The organism is Acinetobacter sp. BIGb0196, from assembly GCF_011759595.1.
Classification (GTDB): Bacteria; Pseudomonadota; Gammaproteobacteria; order Pseudomonadales; family Moraxellaceae; genus Acinetobacter; species Acinetobacter guillouiae.
This window is the reverse complement of the sequence record NZ_JAAOZA010000001.1, coordinates 1,822,293-1,842,489: the sequence shown is the minus strand read 5'-3', so window position 1 is coordinate 1,842,489 and position 20,197 is coordinate 1,822,293. Positions and strand designations below refer to the sequence as shown.

General features: G+C 37.2%; 16 protein-coding genes. 9 read left to right on the top strand and 7 right to left on the bottom strand.

All coding sequences use genetic code 11. The annotated features are described in order from the left end of the window. The first annotated feature begins 110 nt into the window (after positions 1 to 110). Positions 111 to 827, top strand: a complete 717-nt coding sequence (locus FHR28_RS08355) for a hypothetical protein (protein ID WP_166782351.1) — start codon at positions 111 to 113, stop codon at positions 825 to 827. Positions 828 to 883: 56 nt separating this feature from the next. Here FHR28_RS08355 and FHR28_RS08350 read toward each other — a convergent pair whose 3' ends face one another. Both FHR28_RS08350 and FHR28_RS08345 read right to left on the bottom strand, forming a co-directional pair. After that, a complete protein-coding gene (locus FHR28_RS08350; protein ID WP_004719714.1) occupies positions 884 to 1,486 on the bottom strand; it encodes a YidB family protein in 603 nt (200 codons plus the stop codon). A gap of 125 nt (positions 1,487 to 1,611) precedes the next feature. Then, positions 1,612 to 2,082 (bottom strand): DUF6231 family protein, encoded by a 471-nt coding sequence (locus FHR28_RS08345; protein ID WP_004719712.1) that lies wholly within the window; start codon positions 2,080 to 2,082, stop codon positions 1,612 to 1,614. Between the two features lie 32 nt (positions 2,083 to 2,114). On the opposite strand from FHR28_RS08345, the gene FHR28_RS08340 reads away from it, so the two are divergent. Next, complete coding sequence (locus FHR28_RS08340) at positions 2,115 to 2,987, top strand: DUF2797 domain-containing protein (RefSeq protein WP_166782350.1); 873 nt, start codon at positions 2,115 to 2,117, stop codon at positions 2,985 to 2,987. A gap of 159 nt (positions 2,988 to 3,146) precedes the next feature. Here the strand turns inward: FHR28_RS08340 and lpxB are convergent, their stop codons facing one another. After that, on the bottom strand, positions 3,147 to 4,322 hold the full coding sequence (lpxB, locus tag FHR28_RS08335; RefSeq protein ID WP_004719709.1) for a lipid-A-disaccharide synthase: 1,176 nt from the start codon (positions 4,320 to 4,322) through the stop codon (positions 3,147 to 3,149). 229 nt (positions 4,323 to 4,551) lie between these two features. On the opposite strand from lpxB, the gene FHR28_RS08330 reads away from it, so the two are divergent. The 4 genes from FHR28_RS08330 to FHR28_RS08310 all read left to right on the top strand — a co-directional run bounded on the left by FHR28_RS08330 (position 4,552) and on the right by FHR28_RS08310 (position 11,064). Then, positions 4,552 to 6,687: a TonB-dependent siderophore receptor gene (locus FHR28_RS08330; RefSeq protein WP_166782349.1), complete on the top strand. Its 2,136-nt coding sequence runs from the start codon at positions 4,552 to 4,554 to the stop codon at positions 6,685 to 6,687. Between the two features lie 60 nt (positions 6,688 to 6,747). Continuing rightward, the gene (locus FHR28_RS21875) at positions 6,748 to 7,026 is read left to right on the top strand and encodes a hypothetical protein (RefSeq protein ID WP_166782348.1); all 279 of its coding nucleotides are present in this window, start codon (positions 6,748 to 6,750) and stop codon (positions 7,024 to 7,026) included. A gap of 3 nt (positions 7,027 to 7,029) precedes the next feature. After that, the gene (locus tag FHR28_RS08320; RefSeq protein WP_166782347.1) at positions 7,030 to 8,592 is read left to right on the top strand and encodes a PepSY-associated TM helix domain-containing protein; all 1,563 of its coding nucleotides are present in this window, start codon (positions 7,030 to 7,032) and stop codon (positions 8,590 to 8,592) included. Positions 8,593 to 9,192: 600 nt separating this feature from the next. After that, positions 9,193 to 11,064, top strand: a complete 1,872-nt coding sequence (locus tag FHR28_RS08310; protein WP_166782789.1) for an ABC transporter ATP-binding protein — start codon at positions 9,193 to 9,195, stop codon at positions 11,062 to 11,064. A 578-nt stretch (positions 11,065 to 11,642) separates the two neighbouring features. Here FHR28_RS08310 and FHR28_RS08305 read toward each other — a convergent pair. From FHR28_RS08305 to FHR28_RS08295, 3 genes are all read right to left on the bottom strand, one after another. Further along, positions 11,643 to 12,791 (bottom strand): phospholipase A, encoded by a 1,149-nt coding sequence (locus tag FHR28_RS08305; protein WP_004719690.1) that lies wholly within the window; start codon positions 12,789 to 12,791, stop codon positions 11,643 to 11,645. A 27-nt stretch (positions 12,792 to 12,818) separates the two neighbouring features. Further along, on the bottom strand, positions 12,819 to 15,758 hold the full coding sequence (locus FHR28_RS08300) for an insulinase family protein (RefSeq protein ID WP_166782345.1): 2,940 nt from the start codon (positions 15,756 to 15,758) through the stop codon (positions 12,819 to 12,821). Between the two features lie 535 nt (positions 15,759 to 16,293). Continuing rightward, the gene (locus FHR28_RS08295; protein ID WP_105712460.1) at positions 16,294 to 16,761 is read right to left on the bottom strand and encodes a GNAT family N-acetyltransferase; all 468 of its coding nucleotides are present in this window, start codon (positions 16,759 to 16,761) and stop codon (positions 16,294 to 16,296) included. Between the two features lie 313 nt (positions 16,762 to 17,074). Here FHR28_RS08295 and FHR28_RS08290 point away from each other — a divergent pair, with 313 nt between their 5' ends. The 3 genes from FHR28_RS08290 to FHR28_RS08280 are packed head-to-tail and all read left to right on the top strand — an operon-like array spanning position 17,075 to position 19,038. Beyond that, positions 17,075 to 18,079 (top strand): adenosine kinase, encoded by a 1,005-nt coding sequence (locus tag FHR28_RS08290; RefSeq protein ID WP_056511736.1) that lies wholly within the window; start codon positions 17,075 to 17,077, stop codon positions 18,077 to 18,079. 18 nt (positions 18,080 to 18,097) lie between these two features. Next, positions 18,098 to 18,409, top strand: a complete 312-nt coding sequence (locus tag FHR28_RS08285; RefSeq protein ID WP_162242519.1) for a Rieske (2Fe-2S) protein — start codon at positions 18,098 to 18,100, stop codon at positions 18,407 to 18,409. 14 nt (positions 18,410 to 18,423) lie between these two features. Continuing rightward, entirely contained in the window at positions 18,424 to 19,038 is a 615-nt protein-coding gene (locus FHR28_RS08280) for an OB-fold-containig protein (protein ID WP_004719680.1), read from the top strand. Between the two features lie 71 nt (positions 19,039 to 19,109). On the opposite strand, the gene FHR28_RS08275 is transcribed toward FHR28_RS08280, so the two are convergent. Continuing rightward, the gene (locus FHR28_RS08275) at positions 19,110 to 19,706 is read right to left on the bottom strand and encodes an NAD(P)H-dependent oxidoreductase (protein WP_166782344.1); all 597 of its coding nucleotides are present in this window, start codon (positions 19,704 to 19,706) and stop codon (positions 19,110 to 19,112) included. Positions 19,707 to 20,197: the final 491 nt, after the last annotated feature.

Here is a 20,197-nt window from a genome sequence, read left to right as displayed (position 1 = left end):
ATAAATATAAAGTTTACTCCAACCATATTTCGTAAGAATATGGTTGTTTTTTATTGGCTCATGGTGAAAAATAGCCTCGTGAAATTTAAACTTTATCGTCTAGGATAAAAATGAACAAAACTGTTGTTTTACTTAGCTTACTTTCTATTTTTAGTGTTGCTTGTTCTAAAAACAAACCGCATGACAGTTCTGAACATCAAGCAGAAGCACCAGTGGTTAAAAAAGTACATAAAGCAGCCAATTCAGATAATTGCTTTAAGTTAGAACCCAACAAACAGTTTACTCTAAACAACAATGAAGAGACAGAAATCCAGATTGTTCCCACAACCTTTAACAATCAGAATGCGATAGCAATCGTTAGACAAGGCGCAGGTGTGCGCACAGATTATATCTACGATTTAACTGGCCGTACCATGCTTGCAAACTTAGACTATGGTATTGCTGCGCTCGGATCAAATCCTAATGATGTGCTGGTAAAAACCACCTATCAAGCCCCGCTTCCAACATTCCCATCCAATCTCAAACCACAGCAAAAGTTCCAAATGACGTATAACGCAGTCATTGAGTCGCAAATGGATAACAATGATAAGTCTGAAAACAATAAGACGATTGACTTAGTATTTGTAGGGTTTGAGGATCTGACTTTAATTGACAATGATGACAATACCTTAAAGTTCGATAATGCATGTCATTTCATTTCTCAAATCGGAGATGAAACATTGGATGAATGGTATGCTGAAGGATATGGGCAAATTAAATATGTTAAAAAGAAACAGGATGGCGACGTAAAAAGTAGCGAAGCAATTGGGAATGACCCACAGCCTTAATTTAAATCAGCCAGTCAACATCTATTGACTGGCTTTGATCATTTTTATGTTCGATTTTACTTTAAAAAGCCTGATACCAAATTCATCACATTTTGAATATCACCATTGGCTTCAGTGTGATCTGTTGCATCACCTTGTGGTGTGAGTGAATCAATAATTTGCGGTAATACTGTAGAGATTGCACCATACACTTCATTGGTCGGAACATTGGCTTGTTGAGCAACTTGCTCGACTTGCTGACCACCAAATAAACTCTGGATTTGCTCTACATTTACAGCACCATTACCTTGTGACGGATCGACCCAACTTTGAACCTGCCCACCTAAGCCTGCACCTTGCAATTTAGCCAAAGCACCCTGTAGGCCACCATTTTGTTGAATCCAACCCAAGACTAATGGCACAACTGCAATCAATAAAGAAGAAGCATTAAAACCACCCGCTTGTGGTGCTTGTTGTTGTTGTCCACCTGTCAAACCACCTAAAACTGAACCGAGTACGCCACCCAATCCACCTTGTGATTGTTGTTGCTGCCCACCCAAGCCACCGAGTACTGAACCAAGTACCCCGCCCAATCCACCACCAAGCCCGCCTTGTGATTGTTGTTGTCCGCCAAGTGCTTGTTTTGCCAGAATTTCCACAATATTGGTTAAATCTGTCATGAGTTTTCCTTTTTTAAGTTTTATGAGACAAGTACAGCATACTTGGCTTTATCCTATTCACCAAAATTGGAATTGTTAAATTTTGCAATAGCTTAAGGCTGATTTTTATAATCAAAATAAAACCATTACCAACGAAATTTATTCCAGTTTTCTGGGTTGGCCCAGAACTTAGAATTAAACCAATCTGGTACATGTTTATAGGTCAAAATATTAAACTGCCAAAGTGCAAAATCATTTTGATGTAATGTTTTATCAATAAGTTGAGTAAAACCAAGCGATCTGAGCAACTGTTCATCTTTTAACTGACATGCCACGACGATTCGTTTTGCCAGTAAATCACGCAACTTGACCAATAACTGAGATTTCTGCAAATCGGTCACCCCAGACATTTCATCTGTATCTAAAAGTACAAATCCTAAATCATATCGTTGCGTAAAAGGCAGACTTAAAAACTCAGATACGTTAAAATAGGACCATTGAATTGAATAATTTGTAGGGTATTGCGCCAAATTTTGCCCAATACACAATGCAGTTTGAATTGGCTGTTCTTGCGATAAATCGTCTAGCATTGAAGTGATGACATTTTGCTCAGCCATAACTGCACCTTTTTTGAAGCGAGTAATTAAACATGGAACTACAAGGCATTTGTCATAAAATGCATGCAGGTCTTAAAGACCTTAGTGTAACTGATCAACAAACACATAAGGCAAATGTTGAATATAAATTTATATTAGATCGCTCAGAAACCGAGCTACCATTTAGTTTAGGCCAGGAAATTGAGATTGAAGCGACAGGAAATATTTATTGTGTTTCTTGTGGAGCAAAAACACCAAAGTCTTATTCGCAAGGCCACTGCTTTAAATGCATGAAAACCAAGGCGTCTTGCGACATGTGTATCATGAAGCCTGAAACTTGCCATTATCATTTAGGTACTTGCCGTGAAGATGATTTTGCTCATGAAGTTTGCTTTCAACCGCATATAGTATATCTAGCAAATTCAAGTGCTTTAAAAGTGGGGATTACCCGTCTAGGTCAAATGCCAACACGCTGGTTAGACCAAGGTGCAACCCAAGCACTGCCTATTTTAAAAGTCGGTTCGCGCCGTCTTTCAGGTCAACTTGAAGTCATGTTTGGAACACAGGTTGCAGATAAAACGGATTGGCGAAAGCTACTTAAAGGTGAAGCTGAACCGATTGATCTGATTGAAATTCGTAATGAATTGGTTAAAGAATTTTCCCCAAAGATTCAAAGTATTCGCGATGAATTTGCGCAAAACCTTGAGTTTAATGAAACGGTTGAATTGTTAGAAAATGAATTACCTCGTGAATTCATCTACCCTGTCGATATTTACCCTGAAAAAGTTAAATCGCACAATTTAGATAAAACCCCAATCATTCGGGGCAAGCTACAAGGAATCAAAGGTCAATACTTGATTATGGATACGGGTGTCATCAATATTCGTAAATATACAGGTTATGAACTTAAAGTTCGGGCGGAATAGTTTTACCCCCAAACCCAAAAATTGATTTATACATACTCCTCTTTATCTTAGATTTAGAGGAGTTTTTATTGGTTAAAGGTTTTCTAAACTGATTACAAGGTTTTCCAGCAGCTCGATAAGCAAACGGATATTTGCTTAATCGATTGTTAGCGTTAAAAATCAAGGTGTTAAAATTGCTAAAATCGCCTGAACCGGATCTTCACTATTTCCAGCCAAAAGTTGCTTGTGCATGGTGATCAATTGCATCACCTGAATTTGTGCAGTTTCAATATTCATTAATTTTTCAATTTGATTGGCCAAATTTTCTGCTGTGGCATCTTGTTGAATAAGCTCTTGAATCACTTTTTTACCCGCAATAATATTCGGCAATGAATAATACGGAATTTTCACTAAAAATTTAGCAATCACATAAGTTAACCAATTCAACTTATAAAAAGTCACCATTGGGCGATGTAACAATAATGCTTCAAGTGTCGCTGTCCCAGATGCCAAAGCCACAATATTGGCAGCATTCATGACCTGACGACCAATTTTTGATTCTTTATCAGTATTTTCCAGTAAATGAATTTTTGCGACCAAGTCACTTGGATAATGCTTTAATAATTCCTGAATTTGCTGTTTGCGTAAATCATTAATAGCAGGAATCAGGAACTGATAATCTGGATATTTTTGATAAAGAATTTTTGCTGCATCCAAAACCAACGGCCCAAGTCGTTCAATCTCACCACGTCGACTCCCCGGTAACAAGGCAATATGCTTTTGACTGATATCTAAACCAAGCTCTTGCTTGGCATCCAAAATTGGATTTTGTAATGGCAATTGACTTGCCAGTGGATGCCCAACAAAGGCTGCTGGTACGTCATACCGTTGATAAAAGCCTTTTTCAAAAGGAAATAGACAAAGCACTAAATCAACACTGGCTTTGATGCCATGCACCCGTCCTTGTCGCCAAGCCCATACAGATGGACTGACATATTGCACCGTTTTAATAGGCAAGTTTTTCTGTTTTATACTTTTTGAAAGGCGTAAGTTAAAGTCTGGCGCATCAATACCGATAAAAACATCTACGGGATTGGCAGACCATCTCTCGACCAAACCATCACGTACAGCAAATAATTTTTTTAAATCTTTAAGCACTTCAACAATTCCCATCACAGATAAAATATCCATTGAATAAAAACTGTTAAATCCTTCTGCAATCATTTGAGGACCACCAATCCCCTCAAATTCAGCATCAATACCCTGTTCACGAAAACGACGAATAAGTTTTGCGCCTAAAGTATCCCCCGATACCTCACCTACGACAATTCCAATTTTAAGCTTTCGATTTTGCAAGATATTCTTCCTGATCAGCACTATAAGTGCATGATAGCATATTCATAGGATTTAATTGTGAATAGTCAAAACAGGATACTGGTATGGCAAATGCGTGAATTTATATAACAATTCATCTAATTTTCTATCGTTATTTTATTTTCTATTTATATTTTCAATTGCACGACTATTGTAAGCTCATGCTACTAACAATAAACTAAGCGATAATTATTATCATTTAAGATAAGCAATGCTGAATTCTCTCCCACACAGTTTTAAGTTCTCTATTCTTAGTTTAGCGGTACTCAGTGCTCAGCAAAGTTTTGCTGAAGATATTGAAAATCTACCCACGATTTCAGTTCAAGCCACAGCTGATCAAACTGAATTAAGCTCTGAACAATCAAAATCTTATATCGTTAAAAAATCTGCAAGCGCTGCCAAGCTGAATATTCCTGTTAAAGAAACACCACAGACAGTGAATGTGGTGACACGTCAGCAATTAAATGATTTTGCACTCAATAGTGCACGTGAGGCTCTAAGTAATACACCTGGTATTACTGTCAGCAGTCAAGAAACCGAACGTTCAACCTACACTGCTCGTGGTTTTGAAATCTCAAATATTTTAACTGATGGCGTCGGCTTCCCTTCTAGCAGTTCCAATTATAATAATACCAACCCTGATACATTTTTTTATGATCGTATTGATGTGATTAAAGGTGCAGATGCCTTAACCAATGCTTTTGGTGATCCAAGCGCAACAATCGATTATATCCGTAAGCGTCCTACCCAAGAATTTCAAGCCAATGCTGGGCTAAGTTATGGCTCTTGGAATACCCAACGCTATGAAGCAGATGTTTCAGGTGCACTCAACAAAGAAGGCAGCATCCGCGGACGTTTAATGGGTTACGAACAAACTGGAGATTCTTATTTAGATCGATATTCATCCGAGAAAAATGGATTTTCTGGCATCATTGACGCGGATTTAAGTGATAGCACATTATTGACAGTCGGTTATAGCCAACAACAAAACAAACCTAATGCAAATAATTGGGGGGCTTTACCACTTCTCGGTGCGGATGGGAAACAACTTTCTTATAACCGTAATTATAATCCCAATCCAGATTGGGCATATTGGGACAATAAGTCACAAAATGCTTTTGCTGAGCTAAAGCAAAAAATTAATGATAAGTGGACAGCAAAGCTGAGCTATAACTACACCCAAACCGACCACAACAGTAACTTACTCTATTATTTCGGTTATCCTGATCAAAATGGAGCGGATGTAGCCCTTACAGCTTGGGGCGGAAAAGAAAGTCTAAAAAGTCATTTTGCCGACTTAAACCTACAAGGCACATATTCATTATTTGGCCGTGAACACGAAGCGACACTGGGTTATAGTTATTTACAAAGTAAACAGTATGACCAAGAGTCTACAGGCACAATTAATGACAGCAATATCAATAATAATCAAACCACGGACTGGGCAAGCTGGACACCCCAATCAGTGACTTGGTCTGCTTTTAGTGATGCTGCAAACTATACTCAAAAACTTAATTCGGTATATGCAGCAACGCGTTTGCACTTAAACGATGATTTAAAACTCTTGCTCGGTTTAAATTATGTTCAAGCGAAAAGTGAGGGTTATAATTACAACAAACCAGCCACTTATGATGAAAACAAAGTATCCCCTTATGCTGGCATTACCTATAACTTCACCCCTGAATATACAGGTTATCTAAGCTATACCTCTATTTTCCGCCCTCAAACTGGAGCGGGGGAAGACAAAAAACCGCTCAAACCAGTAGATGGTGAAAGCTATGAAGCGGGTATTAAAAGTTCATGGTTAGATGACAAACTTACTGGAACCTTGGCAGTGTTTCGTACAGAACAAAGTAATTATCCTTTGCGTAATTCAGATGGAAATATTCTCAATCGTACAGTTGAAACCAGTGATTTACGCTCTCAAGGGGTAGAAGTTGGACTGGCTGGACAATTAACAGATCATTTGAATCTAGCATTTGGCTATAGTCAATTTAGCTTAAAAGATTTAAAAAATGGTGGAGAGGCACGTACTTACAACCCTAACCAAACTATTAATCTTTTAACCACCTATACCATTCCAGCAATACCTAAACTGAAAATTGGCGCAGCCTTACAATGGCAAGATGCAACCAAGCTGTATGACTCTACTGTAAAGAGTACAATTACCCAAGATGCTTATGCTTTAGTAAATTTGATGACCAGCTATGACTTGAATAAGCATATTTCGCTACAGGCAAATGCAAACAATGTGACAGACAAAAAATATTTATATAGCTTCCCAGATGGTCAGGCTTTTTATGGCCCATCTGCAAACTATAATGTTGCTGTAAAATTTAAATACTAATCTGAATTCGCCTTAATCTTTTAGGATTAAGGCGTTTTCAATTGCAAGAAAGTGATCGTTATGCAGATTGTGCTCTACCCTTTATCAGTGCTCTATCGTTTTATACTGGCTTTTGGTATGGGCTATGTGTGCAGTTATTTAGTATCCTTAACTTTAATTGACGTGTTTTATCCTTATTTTGCCAAGGCTGAATCTATTTATTTGGCAGCATTTAGCGCACTTATTTTTTACATTATTTTTGTGATTCTAAGCTTTTGTATTCATTCTTTAAAGAAACTTACGCTGATCAGCCTAGCTCTGGTCGCTACTTTTTTCCTATTTTTCAAGTTTATAGGTTAACTCATGCATAAATCTGTTCGTCAATCTATGGCATGGTTACACTCTTGGATCGGGCTTACTTTCGGCTGGCTGTTATTTGCAATTTTTTTGACAGGTTCTGCAACATATTATCGCCATGAAATTAGTATGTGGATGCAACCACAATTCGCGAGTATGCAAATCAAACAGGAATCCGCTATACAGTCTGCGTTTGCTTATTTGCAAAAAAATGCCCCAGATGCAAAAAGTTGGTATATCGGTGTTGCAAACCAGAATACCCCTGCAAATAAAATTTATTGGCAAAAAGCCGATGGTGGTTATGAAAGTAAAACTTTAGATGCCAATACAGGTAAAGAATTGAGTCTTTCTGCCACACAAGGCGGTGATTTCTTCTATGGGTTTCATTATCAGCTTTATGGAATGCCTTATTCTATTGGGCGTTTGATTGTGACTTTTGCAGCTTTAATCATGTTTATAGCCTTGATTTCAGGCATTATTACCAATAAAAAGATATTTACCGATTTCTTTACCTTAAGAGCATTTAAAGGTCAGCGTTCATATTTAGATTTTCATAATGTAAGTTCGGTAATCGCATTGCCCTTTTTCTTAACCATTACATTTACTGGCTTGGCGATCTTTTTCTATCTGCTTTTCCCTGCAGGGATGAAAAAAGCCTATCCAGATAATCAATATCAGTATTTTGATGAAATTCGTCATGTTTCAACAGCTAACAAGGCTCAACAAACACAGCCAAAGAATATGTTATCTATTCAACATTTCCTGCAACAAACCCAACAGCAATGGGGAAAAACGAATATTGATAACATTACCGTAGATCAACCCAATACACAGCTTGCCAAGCTCACGATTACTGCCTTAGAAGATCATTCGATTACACGTAATCAAGCACAACTTAGCTTTAATGGCGCTACTGGTGCTTTAATTGGGAATACTCGTAATAACAGTGCAATTGCAACATTAAATGCCAGTATGTATGGGCTGCATATGGCGAATTTCGCCCAACCTTTATTACGTTTAGGCTTGTTTTTCTCTGGTCTTCTGGGCTGTGCAATGATTGCTTCGGGCTTATTGCTCTGGAGTTTAAAACGACAATTACAAAAGAAAAATGATCATTTTCACTTTGGGCATTATCTGGTAAATCGACTCAATACCACGATGATTATTGGTTTACCCATTGCGATGTTGGGTTATTTATATGCCAATCGTTTTGTGCAACTTCAAGCAGATACACCGAATTATGAAGTCTATACATTTTTCACTTTATGGTTATTCAGTTTTATAATTGCACTCTGCACAAAACAACAATATCTCTGGAAAACTCAGCTCAAGTTGCTGATTGCCATGACATTAGCCTTGCCTATTTTAAATGTCTATTATCTGATTTCTAATCAATATATTCATTCATTACAGGACTATTGGTTATTTTTACGTGTGGACTTAATGATCTGGTTATTTGCCATTTTAGCAATTTTTTTACATCAAAGAATCACACCGATTCAAAACAAAGCTGTGGCGAAGATCAAGAAAAAACTGGAACAAAAATCAGCGCAGGAGTCTGTGTCATGATATTGGTATTTGCATTTCTCCAGATACTGATTGCCAGTTATAGCTTGTATTTGATCAGCTCAAAGCAGATCACCAAGACTCAGAAAAGTAAATTGTCTGTTTTAGCGCAACATGTAAAATTGGTAAAAGTTATCTCGTTTGCGTTGATCATCTTGGCTTTATTTTTATTCAGTTTAAATTATGGCAATAGCATCTCTTTTGTGGCCTTGTGCATACTGAGTAGTCCAATACTGTTTGGATTGATACTCTTTGTCAATGATTTAAAACCTAAAATAAAAAAGTAGACATCTAGCGTTTTAACACTGTGCTAAGTAAATTTGATCAGTTTTTTAGGATGCTCAATGGCTAATCTATATTCATTGGGCAATCCTGATTGAATCGATAAGTTTTTTTAACAAGCTTTAGGCACAGTATAAATCGTTTTTATTCGATATAAATAACTGGTGTAATTTCCGCGAAAACTATACAATCTACATTACCCCACTATTCTCCCAATTTCTGCTGAATTTGCCTTAAAATAATTTAAGCTGTTCAGGTTGTAACTTCATTTCAATATTTTACAATTTAATCAATCTATAAAATTTCCACGAGGATTTTATGTTGCTGCAATGGTTTGAAAAGTTAGTAGATCCATATCCGTCGAAAGGTTTAAACGAACCATTACCCACCAAGTTCTTTCCATTTGTTTGGCAAGCTGCGACTGGTGTTAAGCGTTATTTATTGATTTTAATATTATTCACTGCTGCAACAGCAAGTTTTGAAGCTTTGTTTTTTTCACAAATCGGACATTTAGTCGATTGGTTAACACAGTCTAAACCTCAAGACTTTTTAGTAAATCATCGTGAAAATTTGATCTTTTTAAGCTGTATTTTATTGGCAAATATCTTTTTTGCCAGTATGCAATCCATTATCAGACATCAGATTTTATACAGTAGTTTTCCAATGCGTTTGCGTTGGAGATTTCATAATCTAATGCTACGCCAAGGCTTAGACTTCTTCCATAATGACTTTGCTGGACGTTTATCTGCCAAAGTCATGCAGACGGCACTAGCGGTACGTGAGTTTTGGGTGATTTTGGGCGACATGGTGACTTATGTTGTCATCTATTTCATCACCATCAGCATTGTATTGGGATCAATTTCTCCTATTCTATTGATTCCACTTTTATTATGGTTGGCGTTGTTTATTAGTGCAGCCTTATATTACATTCCAAGATTAGGACGAATTTCCAAAGAACAAGCCGATGCGCGTGCGGTGATGACTGGGCGTGTAACCGATGCCTATACCAATATTCAGACAGTAAAACTTTTTGCACATGCAGGCCGCGAAAGCCAGTATGCAAAAGAGTCAATGAAAGAGTTTATGCGTACAGTGTTCAAACAAATGCGTTTAGGCACTGCATACGAACTTTGCATCAATTTGCTAACAGCCGTTTTATTCTTTGGTGTTTTAGGTACTGCCGTTTGGTTATGGTTACAGGGTCAAGCAGCGATCGGTGTGATTGCAGCAACAACAGCCATGATTCTTAAACTTAACAGTATGGCTGAGTTTATGATGTGGCAAACTTCTGCCCTATTTGAAAATGTCGGCACAATTCAAGATGGCATGCAAACTTTAGGTCGTCAGATTAATATCCAAGACAAAGAAGATGCCAAACCACTTGTTGTGACTCAAGGCAATATTAAATTTAGTGATGTCACATTTGCTTATAACAGCAAAAAAGTCATTGATCACTTTAATTTAAACATTCAACCAGGTGAAAAAATTGGTATTGTTGGACGTTCAGGCGCTGGAAAATCTACATTAATTCAATTACTTTTACATTTTTACACCATCAATAATGGAAAAATTACCATTGATGGTCAAAATATTGAAGAAGTCACTCAAGACAGTTTAAGAAAAAATATTGCGCTTGTGACCCAAGATACTTCTTTATTACATCGTACAGTTGCGGAAAATATCAAATATGGCCGTCCTGATGCGACTGATGAAGAAATGTATGAAGCCGTAAGAAAAGCCAAAGCGGATGAGTTTATTCCGCAACTTTCAGACTTAAGAGGTCGTACTGGCTATGATGCTTATGTTGGTGAGCGAGGGGTAAAACTTTCTGGTGGTCAACGTCAACGTATTGCCATTGCACGTGTATTTTTAAAAGATGCGCCTGTTTTAATCTTGGATGAAGCAACCAGTGCTTTAGACTCCGAAGTTGAAGCTGCAATTCAATCGAGCTTAGATGAGTTAATGCAAAATAAAACTGTGATCGCGATTGCTCACCGTCTTTCAACCATTGCTCAAATGGATCGTTTGATTGTGTTAGATCAAGGTCAAATTGCAGAACAAGGTACTCACGAGGAACTGATCGCACAAAATGGTATTTATGCACACTTATGGCATAGACAGACAGGTGGTTTTTTAGTTGAACCTGAACAAAAAGCCTCAGAGGATGAAGATTCAACAGTCAGTACTTCGTAAATAAAGCCTTTAAATAGCCAAATTATAAAAAACCACGTTAAAAATAGCGTGGTTTTTTATTATATAGTCAACCTATCAAAAAAAGCAGACTCAAGAATATAATTTTTCTCAATTAAATCAATTGTATGGAAAAATAAATTATTTGATTATAAAAAGCTTGCAATGCCACACTTTACATTCAAAGTTTAAATACCTTTGCGTTGGCGAGGCCTCCCTTTTTAGAGATAAAAAGGGACAAAAATCTTTTGTTAGGCGAGGGGTACGTCCTATACCCCCGCCCAACAGCGACATCCATGTCGCTCCGAGATAGAATAACCATCTAGGATTCAAAAGTATAAAATCGGCTTCATGAGGCAATAGAAGTGGTTGTTTCGCTACAATTAAGTGCCCTCCATCATTCGTACTTAGATTGTTGCCATACTTAATCTAGTATAAAAATAGTGCTATAGGATCTCCCTTTATTTACCCAAATAAAACTATAGCTATTCCCTATAACTCAATAATCAGAAGCAAAAAAGCTGCCTTATATAAAGACAGCTTCTTATTTAAATCTAGCCAATCAACGCTATTTTAAATGATTAATACCAATTCATTAACGAAACACCTAGACCGACATAAGTCGCGCGGTGATTATAATCAATTAAGCTTTCGCCATAACCATCAAACAATTGAAAATGTCCACGTAACTTGCCCTTAATTGGAAATGCCCAATCAAATTGCATTGCACCATGCGAGTCATCCCCACCTTTTAAAGAGTGACGTAGCATCAAAGAAAAATCATTGTCATTCCAGCGATAGAATGCGGTCAAATCACCACGACCGATATAATTTTTAATATCAGGGTTATTGTCATCCTGAAAATCTTCTTCAATTCGATACCACGGACGTACCATTAAGGCAAAATTATCTTTTTCAAAACCAAGATTTAAAATGACCCTATTCCAACTACGTGATAGCGGATCAGAACGTCCGTTTGACTGATGATTCAAAGTCAGACCCAGTAAGCGGCCATTTAAGCCTAATAAATTATAATTGGTTCTAAAAATCAAACTTGCTTCAGGTTCGTAATTTGTTTCACGAAATGGACGAGACTCTTCACTGTTATAAACTTGCCAGCGAGAAGATTGGGTATAACCGACCCAAACATCACCATTGTTCCCAAACAGATTTTCGGCAGCTTTGGTTTTTAAAGAAATCTGGAATTTCGCTTCCATCGACTTTAAATTTTGATCTTCATCCACGGTGTTTTGAGGATTTGGACTTTGTGGAAATTCATTTTTCTTGCTGGTCCAAAATGCAGGAAGTAAATATACAGGTTGGTTCGCTCTAATATTCCACGTACCTAATTTACTGTCTTGAGAAAGCTCCCAACGTCTATCAAGTAATGAGGTATTCGGATCAATTTTATCACCATGAATCGCAAATAAATTTTCTGCTTTCTGGGTGATTTTATCTTTGAGGGTTTCAGGTTCAACATCGGCTTTTTGAATATCTAAGGCAGCACGTTGCTCTGACACCAAAACTTGCGGAGCAACTGTAGGTATTTTAAATATTTTATCGTAACAAGCCAAACGGTCAGCATTAGATTCGAGTGCAACACAGGCTTGCGTACTTGCAGGATTCACTTGTGCAGTATCATCTGCATGTGCAATGGTCACCAAACCAAAACTGAGCATCATTAAGATGCTCAGATTCAATGGTGTACGTTCAAAATTTTTGAACGACATAGAATTCTCCAGAAAGAATTTATAGGGTTAATTTACTTTCTTAATTTCAAAACCTAATTGTTCCAACACTTCTTTTTTGGCAACTGGAGCGACTACAGCTCTTACAGACTTTTGCTCAAGTAAATAAGTTTGTGTGACACGCTTAAGGTCATCAATAGTAACGTTTAATAAGCGCTCGCGTAATTGCTTTCTAAACGCAGGTGTACGTCCATGAAGCAATGCATAACATGCAGTAATGGCTTCACCTGCTGGTGAACCTGGTTTATCCATACTAGAGACCAGACCAAGAATGGCTTCTTCAAGCTGATAATCATGCTGCTCTTTGTTTAACAACCAATCTAAACTTGCTTCAAAGTCTTGGAAAGTTTCTGCAAGGCGTGGATCACGATAACTATAGAATCGGAACGAGCAAGCATTGCCATCATAACTTGCGCCCCCACCATATGCACCACCCTTTTCACGAATAGCACTATGTAGGAAACCATTGCGTAAATAGCCTGCAAGCACCATCAACGGTGCTGCATCTGGATGGGCAACATCTACAGCTTGGTAAGCAGAAGCACAGAATTGAACATTGGCTTGAATTAACCACGCTTGATCTGCATTGCTCTCATCCATAGCCACTTGCGTTAAATAGACAGGAGATTGATCAACTGCAAGTTTATCCCAAACCGTTTGCACTTCTTCAACTAAACGCTCTGAATGATGCTCTTCACACACCAATAAAAATTGTTTTGGTGCAAGCATTAAGCCCTTATGAATTGATTTTAACTCATCTATAAACGCATCATATGCCGCATCATCTTTTTCAATTTTTGCGATCAAATCACCTAGCCAATTCAATGCGCCCAGGCCTGTATTGTCATAATCGCGTTTTGCCAACGCACTCATATGACGTGAGGCAATTTGCATGGCATAACTATGTCCAGAACCCGATAAACGAGAAGCCCAACGTGTTTTACGTTGTTGTAAAAGTTCGATAATACGATCTTTTTCATCAAAACGTAGTTGCTCAAAAGCCAATTTAAGCAACTGAATTGCATCAAACTTATCCGTTAAAGATTTGGTTGTTAAGGTCAACCATGCACTAATTTGACCTTTGTCATCGGTTTTAGAACGAAGTGAAGCGCCCATTCCCAAACCGCCACTGACTGCCGTCTGTAACTGTTGAAGTTCAAGATAATCATATTCGCCCGCACCGACTTCTCCCATGAGAACAGACAGTAAGTTAAAATAAGGCGATTTTACAATTTGATCTGGTATTTGAATCAATACTTGTTGGTAGTAAATTCCATTTGTACCTGCATGGTACAGATTTAATGGTGTATCTACCCCATTGCAAATCACTTCACGCAATTGACCTTGAACAATGGCCAATTCAGCTGGAATGTCTTCCAAACCGACTTTAGGCAATAAGCTCAAATCATCTGGAGTTTCTTGACGAATTTTTAAAGCTTCAGTTTGTGCGATAATTTCAGCTTTATCTGCTTCTGACAAAGCCTCACTAATTTTCGCCAATCGTGCTTTTTCATCTTCTGCTTCTTGAGCAGATTTATTTGCATCTGGAACTAAAGTCATTTGTACACGATGCGGGTTATCCAATAAATGAACTTGAATCAAGTTAGATAACCACATCGGATCTTTGAGTTCTTCTTTTACTTCTGCAATGGCAGTATCTACATCCCAAGCATGGATTGGATCATTATGATGAATTGCATTGCCCAAACCATTGAGGATCAGTGTTAAACCATACGGCGTACCATCACCACTGATTTCACGTTGATGTAATTCAATTTGATGCAAAATTGCATCAACCATGTCTTTATCGATAGGCTTAGACGCAACATCTTGAAGAATATTAAGCACGCCATTTTTAAATTCTTCAGTATGCTCAGGATTTGAACCTTGAACTCCACAATAGAACGTCATTTCATAGTTAGAATCATCTACACCCATGATTGGACCTGTAGACTGTGCATAACCACATGTTTCTAAATAATGGCGCAACGGCGAAGCAGAGTTTTCTAAAAGAATCCCTTCAACCAAACGCATACCCAGGCGAAGTTTAACATCACTGGTTTTTGGCAATAACCAAGACAAAATATGATAGGTCTTGTCTGTTAAATCTTCTGCATCAACAGCATAGGTTTCTTGTACTTCAATCGGAGCTGTTAGTCTTTGCTCTTCTTTAGAGTAAATCGTTTCACCTTTGCTGAATTTAGACAGCGCCAACTTTTCAAATTGTTCTTGCAGTTTATAAGCAGGCTCATCACCAAAAGTCATAAATACTGCATTACTCGGATGATAATGTGATTTGTAAAACGCCACTAACTCATCATAAGTTAGGTCAGGAATATCCTTCGGATCACCACCAGAATTATAATGATAGGTTGTTTTCGGGAACAAATGATGCGCAAGCTGATGATAAAGCTGATCTGACGGTGAACTCATTGCCCCTTTCATTTCATTAAATACCACGCCTTTATAAACAGGCTCACCATTTTCCAGCTCAATACGAATACCTTCTTGAGCAAAATCCAATGGATTTAAATTGGCCGCAAAAGCCGCGTCCAAATAGACTTCCAAAAGGTTTTGGAAATCCTTTTTATTTTGGGTTGCAAATGGATAAGCGGTCCAATCAGCTGCTGTAAACGCATTCATAAAAGTATTTAATGAACGACGAATCATCAAAAAGAATGGATCACGTACTGGGAATTTCTCTGAACCACACAATGCTGTATGTTCAAGAATATGTGCCTCACCTTTGGAATCCATTGGTTGAGTACGGAAAGCAACAAGGAACACATTTTCGTCGTGATCAGTTGCTAAATGGTAGTGCATTGCACCAGTCACTTTATGTTTATATTCAGACACTAAAATGTCTAAAGCTTCTACATGGTGTTGACGTACCAGCTGAAACGCAGGATGAACAGTTTGAGATAAGGTTTCAGTGACATCTACAGTCATGCGATCTCCAATATTAAATGTTTATCTATACGTTTAAGTATAACCGAAACTTTAATAAATGCGATTCATTCCTAACACTAATTCTTAGTAAATCAATCAGGATTCATCGCGACTTGCTGTTCAAATATCAAGAATCAGCAATGAGATAAATAAAAAAGTGATGATCAAAAGATTCTATCATCACTGTAAAACTTAACTTTTTTAACTCAATATTTTAATTAGTGATGCTTCGAGCCTTTTTAGGCTAATGTTTTCTATGTATTCCGATAATGAGTAAAGGTTGTGAACCAATCTAAATAGGCTTTCCCTGAAAATGATTAAACAAGTGTTATCTGTATTAAGAGCTTTTTATAGAAAAGAATTGCTTAGGCTATTTTTAGTATATTTACCAAGAAAAATTTTTGGAGATCAACATGGATACATCCCCAAAAATAAAAAGTATCTTAAAGCCTATAGCTATAAACCAGCAGCCCCTTGATCGAATTACGCTGCTACTCAAAGTTAAGCGCTATAGGCCAAGGGATTTCCAAATTCACTAAATTAAATATTTAAAGTAATTATAATTTGGGTGATTTGAGACAAAAACATAATTTTGCTTTTGATAAAATGGCGCTGCATCTTTTTCACTACTTAAGCACAAGGCAGAAAAATTAGATTTTGCTCTTTTTTCAAGTTCGAGCAATAAACTTTTACCCAATCCAGTTTTTCGGTATTCAGGCAATACATAGAAACGACGTACCCGACCAATTTTATGCTGAGTTTCAGGGTTCTGCTTTGTATCACCATCTTCACTGATTTGAATATTTAAACCACCGCATGCAACCAGTTTATCTCCATCAAACGCAACCAATAAAAATTCACCATGTCGATTAAATTTATTGCTGCCTTGCTGAAACTCATCAACCAAACGTTGAATAAAATGAAACCCTTCTTTTTCAGCAACTACGGCTAAATCTTGAATTTGCGCAGGCAATTGATCTACCTGTTGAATTAAAATATTCACTCAACCTCCAATATATTTAGGGTCTGTAGACAGTTTTAACTTTATGCCTATGTTTATTTCTAAACAAAACCTACCCCAGCGATCTCAATCAATCACCGTGAAACAATCTAATTTAATGACTCACACTGATCAACACAATGGCTTAAATTACGCAATAATCATCTCAAAAACAGGTTTTGTTCAGCACACCATCAAGTTATAAAATTCCAACAAACCATATTTGACAAATGTAATTGAAATTTTTTCAACAAACTACTGTAAAGCTGAGCATTCGTGTAAACTTTATGTTTTTAACATTGATGTGATGAAGAACATGGCTATAGTTGACCTTTTTGCAATTGGTAACGCGCTCATTGACCAAGAATTTAAAGTATCAGATCTCTTTTTAGCTGAACAAAATTTGCAAAAAGGCACCATGCAACTCGCAGATGGTGAGTCCCAAACTCAGCTATACAATAATTTAAAAGCCAGCCAAAATTATAAAGGTCAAGCATCTGGCGGTTCAGCCGCCAATACCACAGTGGCATTCAGTGCATTAGGTTCTTCAGCATTTTATGCATGCCGTGTTGGAAATGATGATCTAGGCACAATTTATCTCGACGGCTTAAATGAAGCAGGCATCAAAACTTCGAAAAAATCGATCAGTGAAGGTGTTACGGGTACATGTATGGTTCTGGTCAGTGAAGATTCAGAACGTACGATGCAAACTTATCTCGGCATTACTGCAGAACTTTCAGATCTACAAATGGATTTTGAACCTTTAAAAACAGCGCAATGGTTATATATCGAAGGTTACTTGTCTACAAGTGATTCAGCACGCGCAGCCGTAAAACAAGCACGTCAAATTGCCCGTGATCACAAGGTTAAAATCGCATTGACCCTATCTGACCCGGCAATGGTGCAATATGCACGCCAAGGTCTAAATGAACTAATCGATGATGGTGTGGATCTAATTTTCTGTAATGAACAAGAAGCCATGATGTATACAGAAACTGACTCTGTTGAAGCTGCGCTGAATAAATTAAAAACACTAAGTACTGATGTGGTGATTACACTAAGTGAAAAAGGTGCATTAGTCGCAGATCAAAAACAGCATTTTTATGTTCAAGGTCGTAAAGTAAATGCAGTAGATGCAAATGGTGCTGGTGATGCATTCTCAGGTGCTTTCTTATATGCTTTAAATAATGGTGAAAATTTACAAACTGCGGCACAACTTGCTATTCTTATTTCAAGTGAAGTTGTGTCTAAGTTTGGACCACGCCTAGACGTTGCAGAATACGCAAATCTACTCGAAACGTTCAAAAAGGAATGTGCATAAATGTCTGAAAAAATTGCAATGACCGATGAAATTGAAGAGCGTAAGGCACGTGCGTTTGACACAATGACTGGCGACACCATTTTTATCACTCAACGTGATGGTGCATTTTATGCCTACCAAAATGTCTGCCCTCACCTACAAACTGAACTAGAATTTCTTGAAAATCAGTTTTTAGACCAAGACGGCGAATATATTCAATGCTCTACGCATGGTGCTTTGTTTGAAGTTGAAACAGGTGAATGTATTTCAGGGCCATGTCTGGGTGATAAACTTGAAAAAGTAAATATTTCAGTCCATTCAGATGGTGGTATTTACATCGAGGACGAATAAGGTTGGAAACTGCCATGCTTGGATTCTTATTTGAACATGAATTAATGCCCTTTCACCTCAGTGTCTTGGCTTTAATTCTGCTGAGTATGGCAGAAACTTTTGGCTACTATATTGGCTTACGGCCAAGTACCTTTCTGAAAAAAATTTCACCAGATTGGCTCATTGAGTCGCCCCTGTTACAAGTCAAATTTTCCAAAGTACTTATTTTCGTTTTTTTATTATTAAATTTTAGTTTTGCAGGCTATTTTTTACAGCTCTCTATCTTTGCAAGCAAACAAGTATTTGCCGCTTGGTATTATGTGGTTTTACCCGCATTGGTGATTGCAATCTTCTTTACCGTGTTTATGATTCATTGTTTGGATCAGGTGATAAAACCTAAAGTTGCATTGAATCAAGTTGACTTGCTTGGACGACTGGCCACAGTCTCTAGTGGTAATGCACGACCAGGGTTTTCAGCTCAAGCACGGGTCCGTGATGAAAATGGACAACTGCACTATATCCAAGTCGAACCAGAATTTGGTGAATTAGAATTTCAATCGCAAATCATCTTAATACGTTTTAGAAAATCACATTATATTGCCAAGAAAATTTCGACCTCAAATCACCTCTTTAGTTCAGATCAGTATTAAAAGTCTAACTCGGTGTTAGCACATCCAATACCTTTATTACGTCTCCAACTGAATCTAATCATAACTTGCCCTCATTTTGGCCAAGTTGCAATTTTAGCTTCAATCCGTGCACAAAATGACGCAATTTGAACTTGAGTAAGCGATTCAGCTTTATACAGTGACAACATTTGAAAATGGCATTTTGGTGCGCAGGTACTCAATAATGCGATTTTCAATATGCGTTTTACTGGTTGCCAAAGTACCAAACGATCTACCCACCAAGCTGAACCCAATGAAGTAATCGCCAATGTGTATTTGAGGTTATCGAGTTTAGGTTGAATTGCACCCAAATCGTTTGCATGATCATAAGCAACTCCAGGAGCCCAAATACGATCAAACCAGCCTTTCAGTATTGCAGGAAAACCAAACCACCAAGTCGGAAAGACCAGTATTAAAGCTTCTGCGGAAAGTAAATCATCTATATTCTCTTTTACAGCTGTTTGATCAAATGTAGGACTATAATAACTTTGACGTTCCTCATCTGTCAGTGCGGGTGAAAAACCAGAAGCGTACAGATCTTCAATCACAACTTCATGACCATTGGCAATTAAAGTCGCTATTGCGGTCTTCGCCAAGCTTTGACAAAGACTATCAGTTACAGGGTGAGCAATAACAACTAAACATTTCATGGTGATTTCCTTTCAGCTCAACCAGTTATAATTTATTAGATAAAATGAACAGGAATTTAAATCATTGAACTTCAGCAAAAATCCAAATATAGATGAAGTTGTACATAATCAAATAAATACCCAACTATCAAAATAGAAACATCTTTCAACTTTTAATTATGACTAAAATTTAAGCATAAATCACGATTATTGTTCCCCCCATATTTGTTACTCAATTGGATTTTTTCTAAAATAATAAACTCAGCAAAAATTTAAACCAACCATTTTAATCGGAATAATTTCTCACCAAACTTAATTCAAACCAATTTAGTTGGTTTAATAAAATCTAAACAATACTATTTTACTAGGTTTTATTTTTATTAATTACAAGTGTTTTAATCAACTTTAAAATCAACATAAATTAGTATATTTTTTAACAACACAAATTTTTAAGCCATTGTTTAATTTAGATTTAATAATATATTTTTATTTTAACTGTTTTATCTATTTAT

Bases quoted from the DNA above. Each gene is read 5' to 3' on its own strand.
- FHR28_RS08355 (WP_166782351.1), top strand. From the start codon at position 111: ATGAACAAAACTGTTGTTTTACTTAGCTTACTTTCTATTTTTAGTGTT.
- FHR28_RS08350 (WP_004719714.1), bottom strand. From the start codon at position 1,486: ATGACAGATTTAACCAATATTGTGGAAATTCTGGCAAAACAAGCACTT.
- FHR28_RS08345 (WP_004719712.1), bottom strand. From the start codon at position 2,082: ATGGCTGAGCAAAATGTCATCACTTCAATGCTAGACGATTTATCGCAA.
- FHR28_RS08340 (WP_166782350.1), top strand. From the start codon at position 2,115: ATGGAACTACAAGGCATTTGTCATAAAATGCATGCAGGTCTTAAAGAC.
- FHR28_RS08330 (WP_166782349.1), top strand. From the start codon at position 4,552: ATGCTGAATTCTCTCCCACACAGTTTTAAGTTCTCTATTCTTAGTTTA.
- FHR28_RS21875 (WP_166782348.1), top strand. From the start codon at position 6,748: ATGCAGATTGTGCTCTACCCTTTATCAGTGCTCTATCGTTTTATACTG.
- FHR28_RS08320 (WP_166782347.1), top strand. From the start codon at position 7,030: ATGCATAAATCTGTTCGTCAATCTATGGCATGGTTACACTCTTGGATC.
- FHR28_RS08305 (WP_004719690.1), bottom strand. From the start codon at position 12,791: ATGTCGTTCAAAAATTTTGAACGTACACCATTGAATCTGAGCATCTTA.
- FHR28_RS08300 (WP_166782345.1), bottom strand. From the start codon at position 15,758: ATGACTGTAGATGTCACTGAAACCTTATCTCAAACTGTTCATCCTGCG.
- FHR28_RS08290 (WP_056511736.1), top strand. From the start codon at position 17,075: ATGGCTATAGTTGACCTTTTTGCAATTGGTAACGCGCTCATTGACCAA.
- FHR28_RS08285 (WP_162242519.1), top strand. From the start codon at position 18,098: ATGACCGATGAAATTGAAGAGCGTAAGGCACGTGCGTTTGACACAATG.
- FHR28_RS08280 (WP_004719680.1), top strand. From the start codon at position 18,424: ATGCTTGGATTCTTATTTGAACATGAATTAATGCCCTTTCACCTCAGT.
- FHR28_RS08275 (WP_166782344.1), bottom strand. From the start codon at position 19,706: ATGAAATGTTTAGTTGTTATTGCTCACCCTGTAACTGATAGTCTTTGT.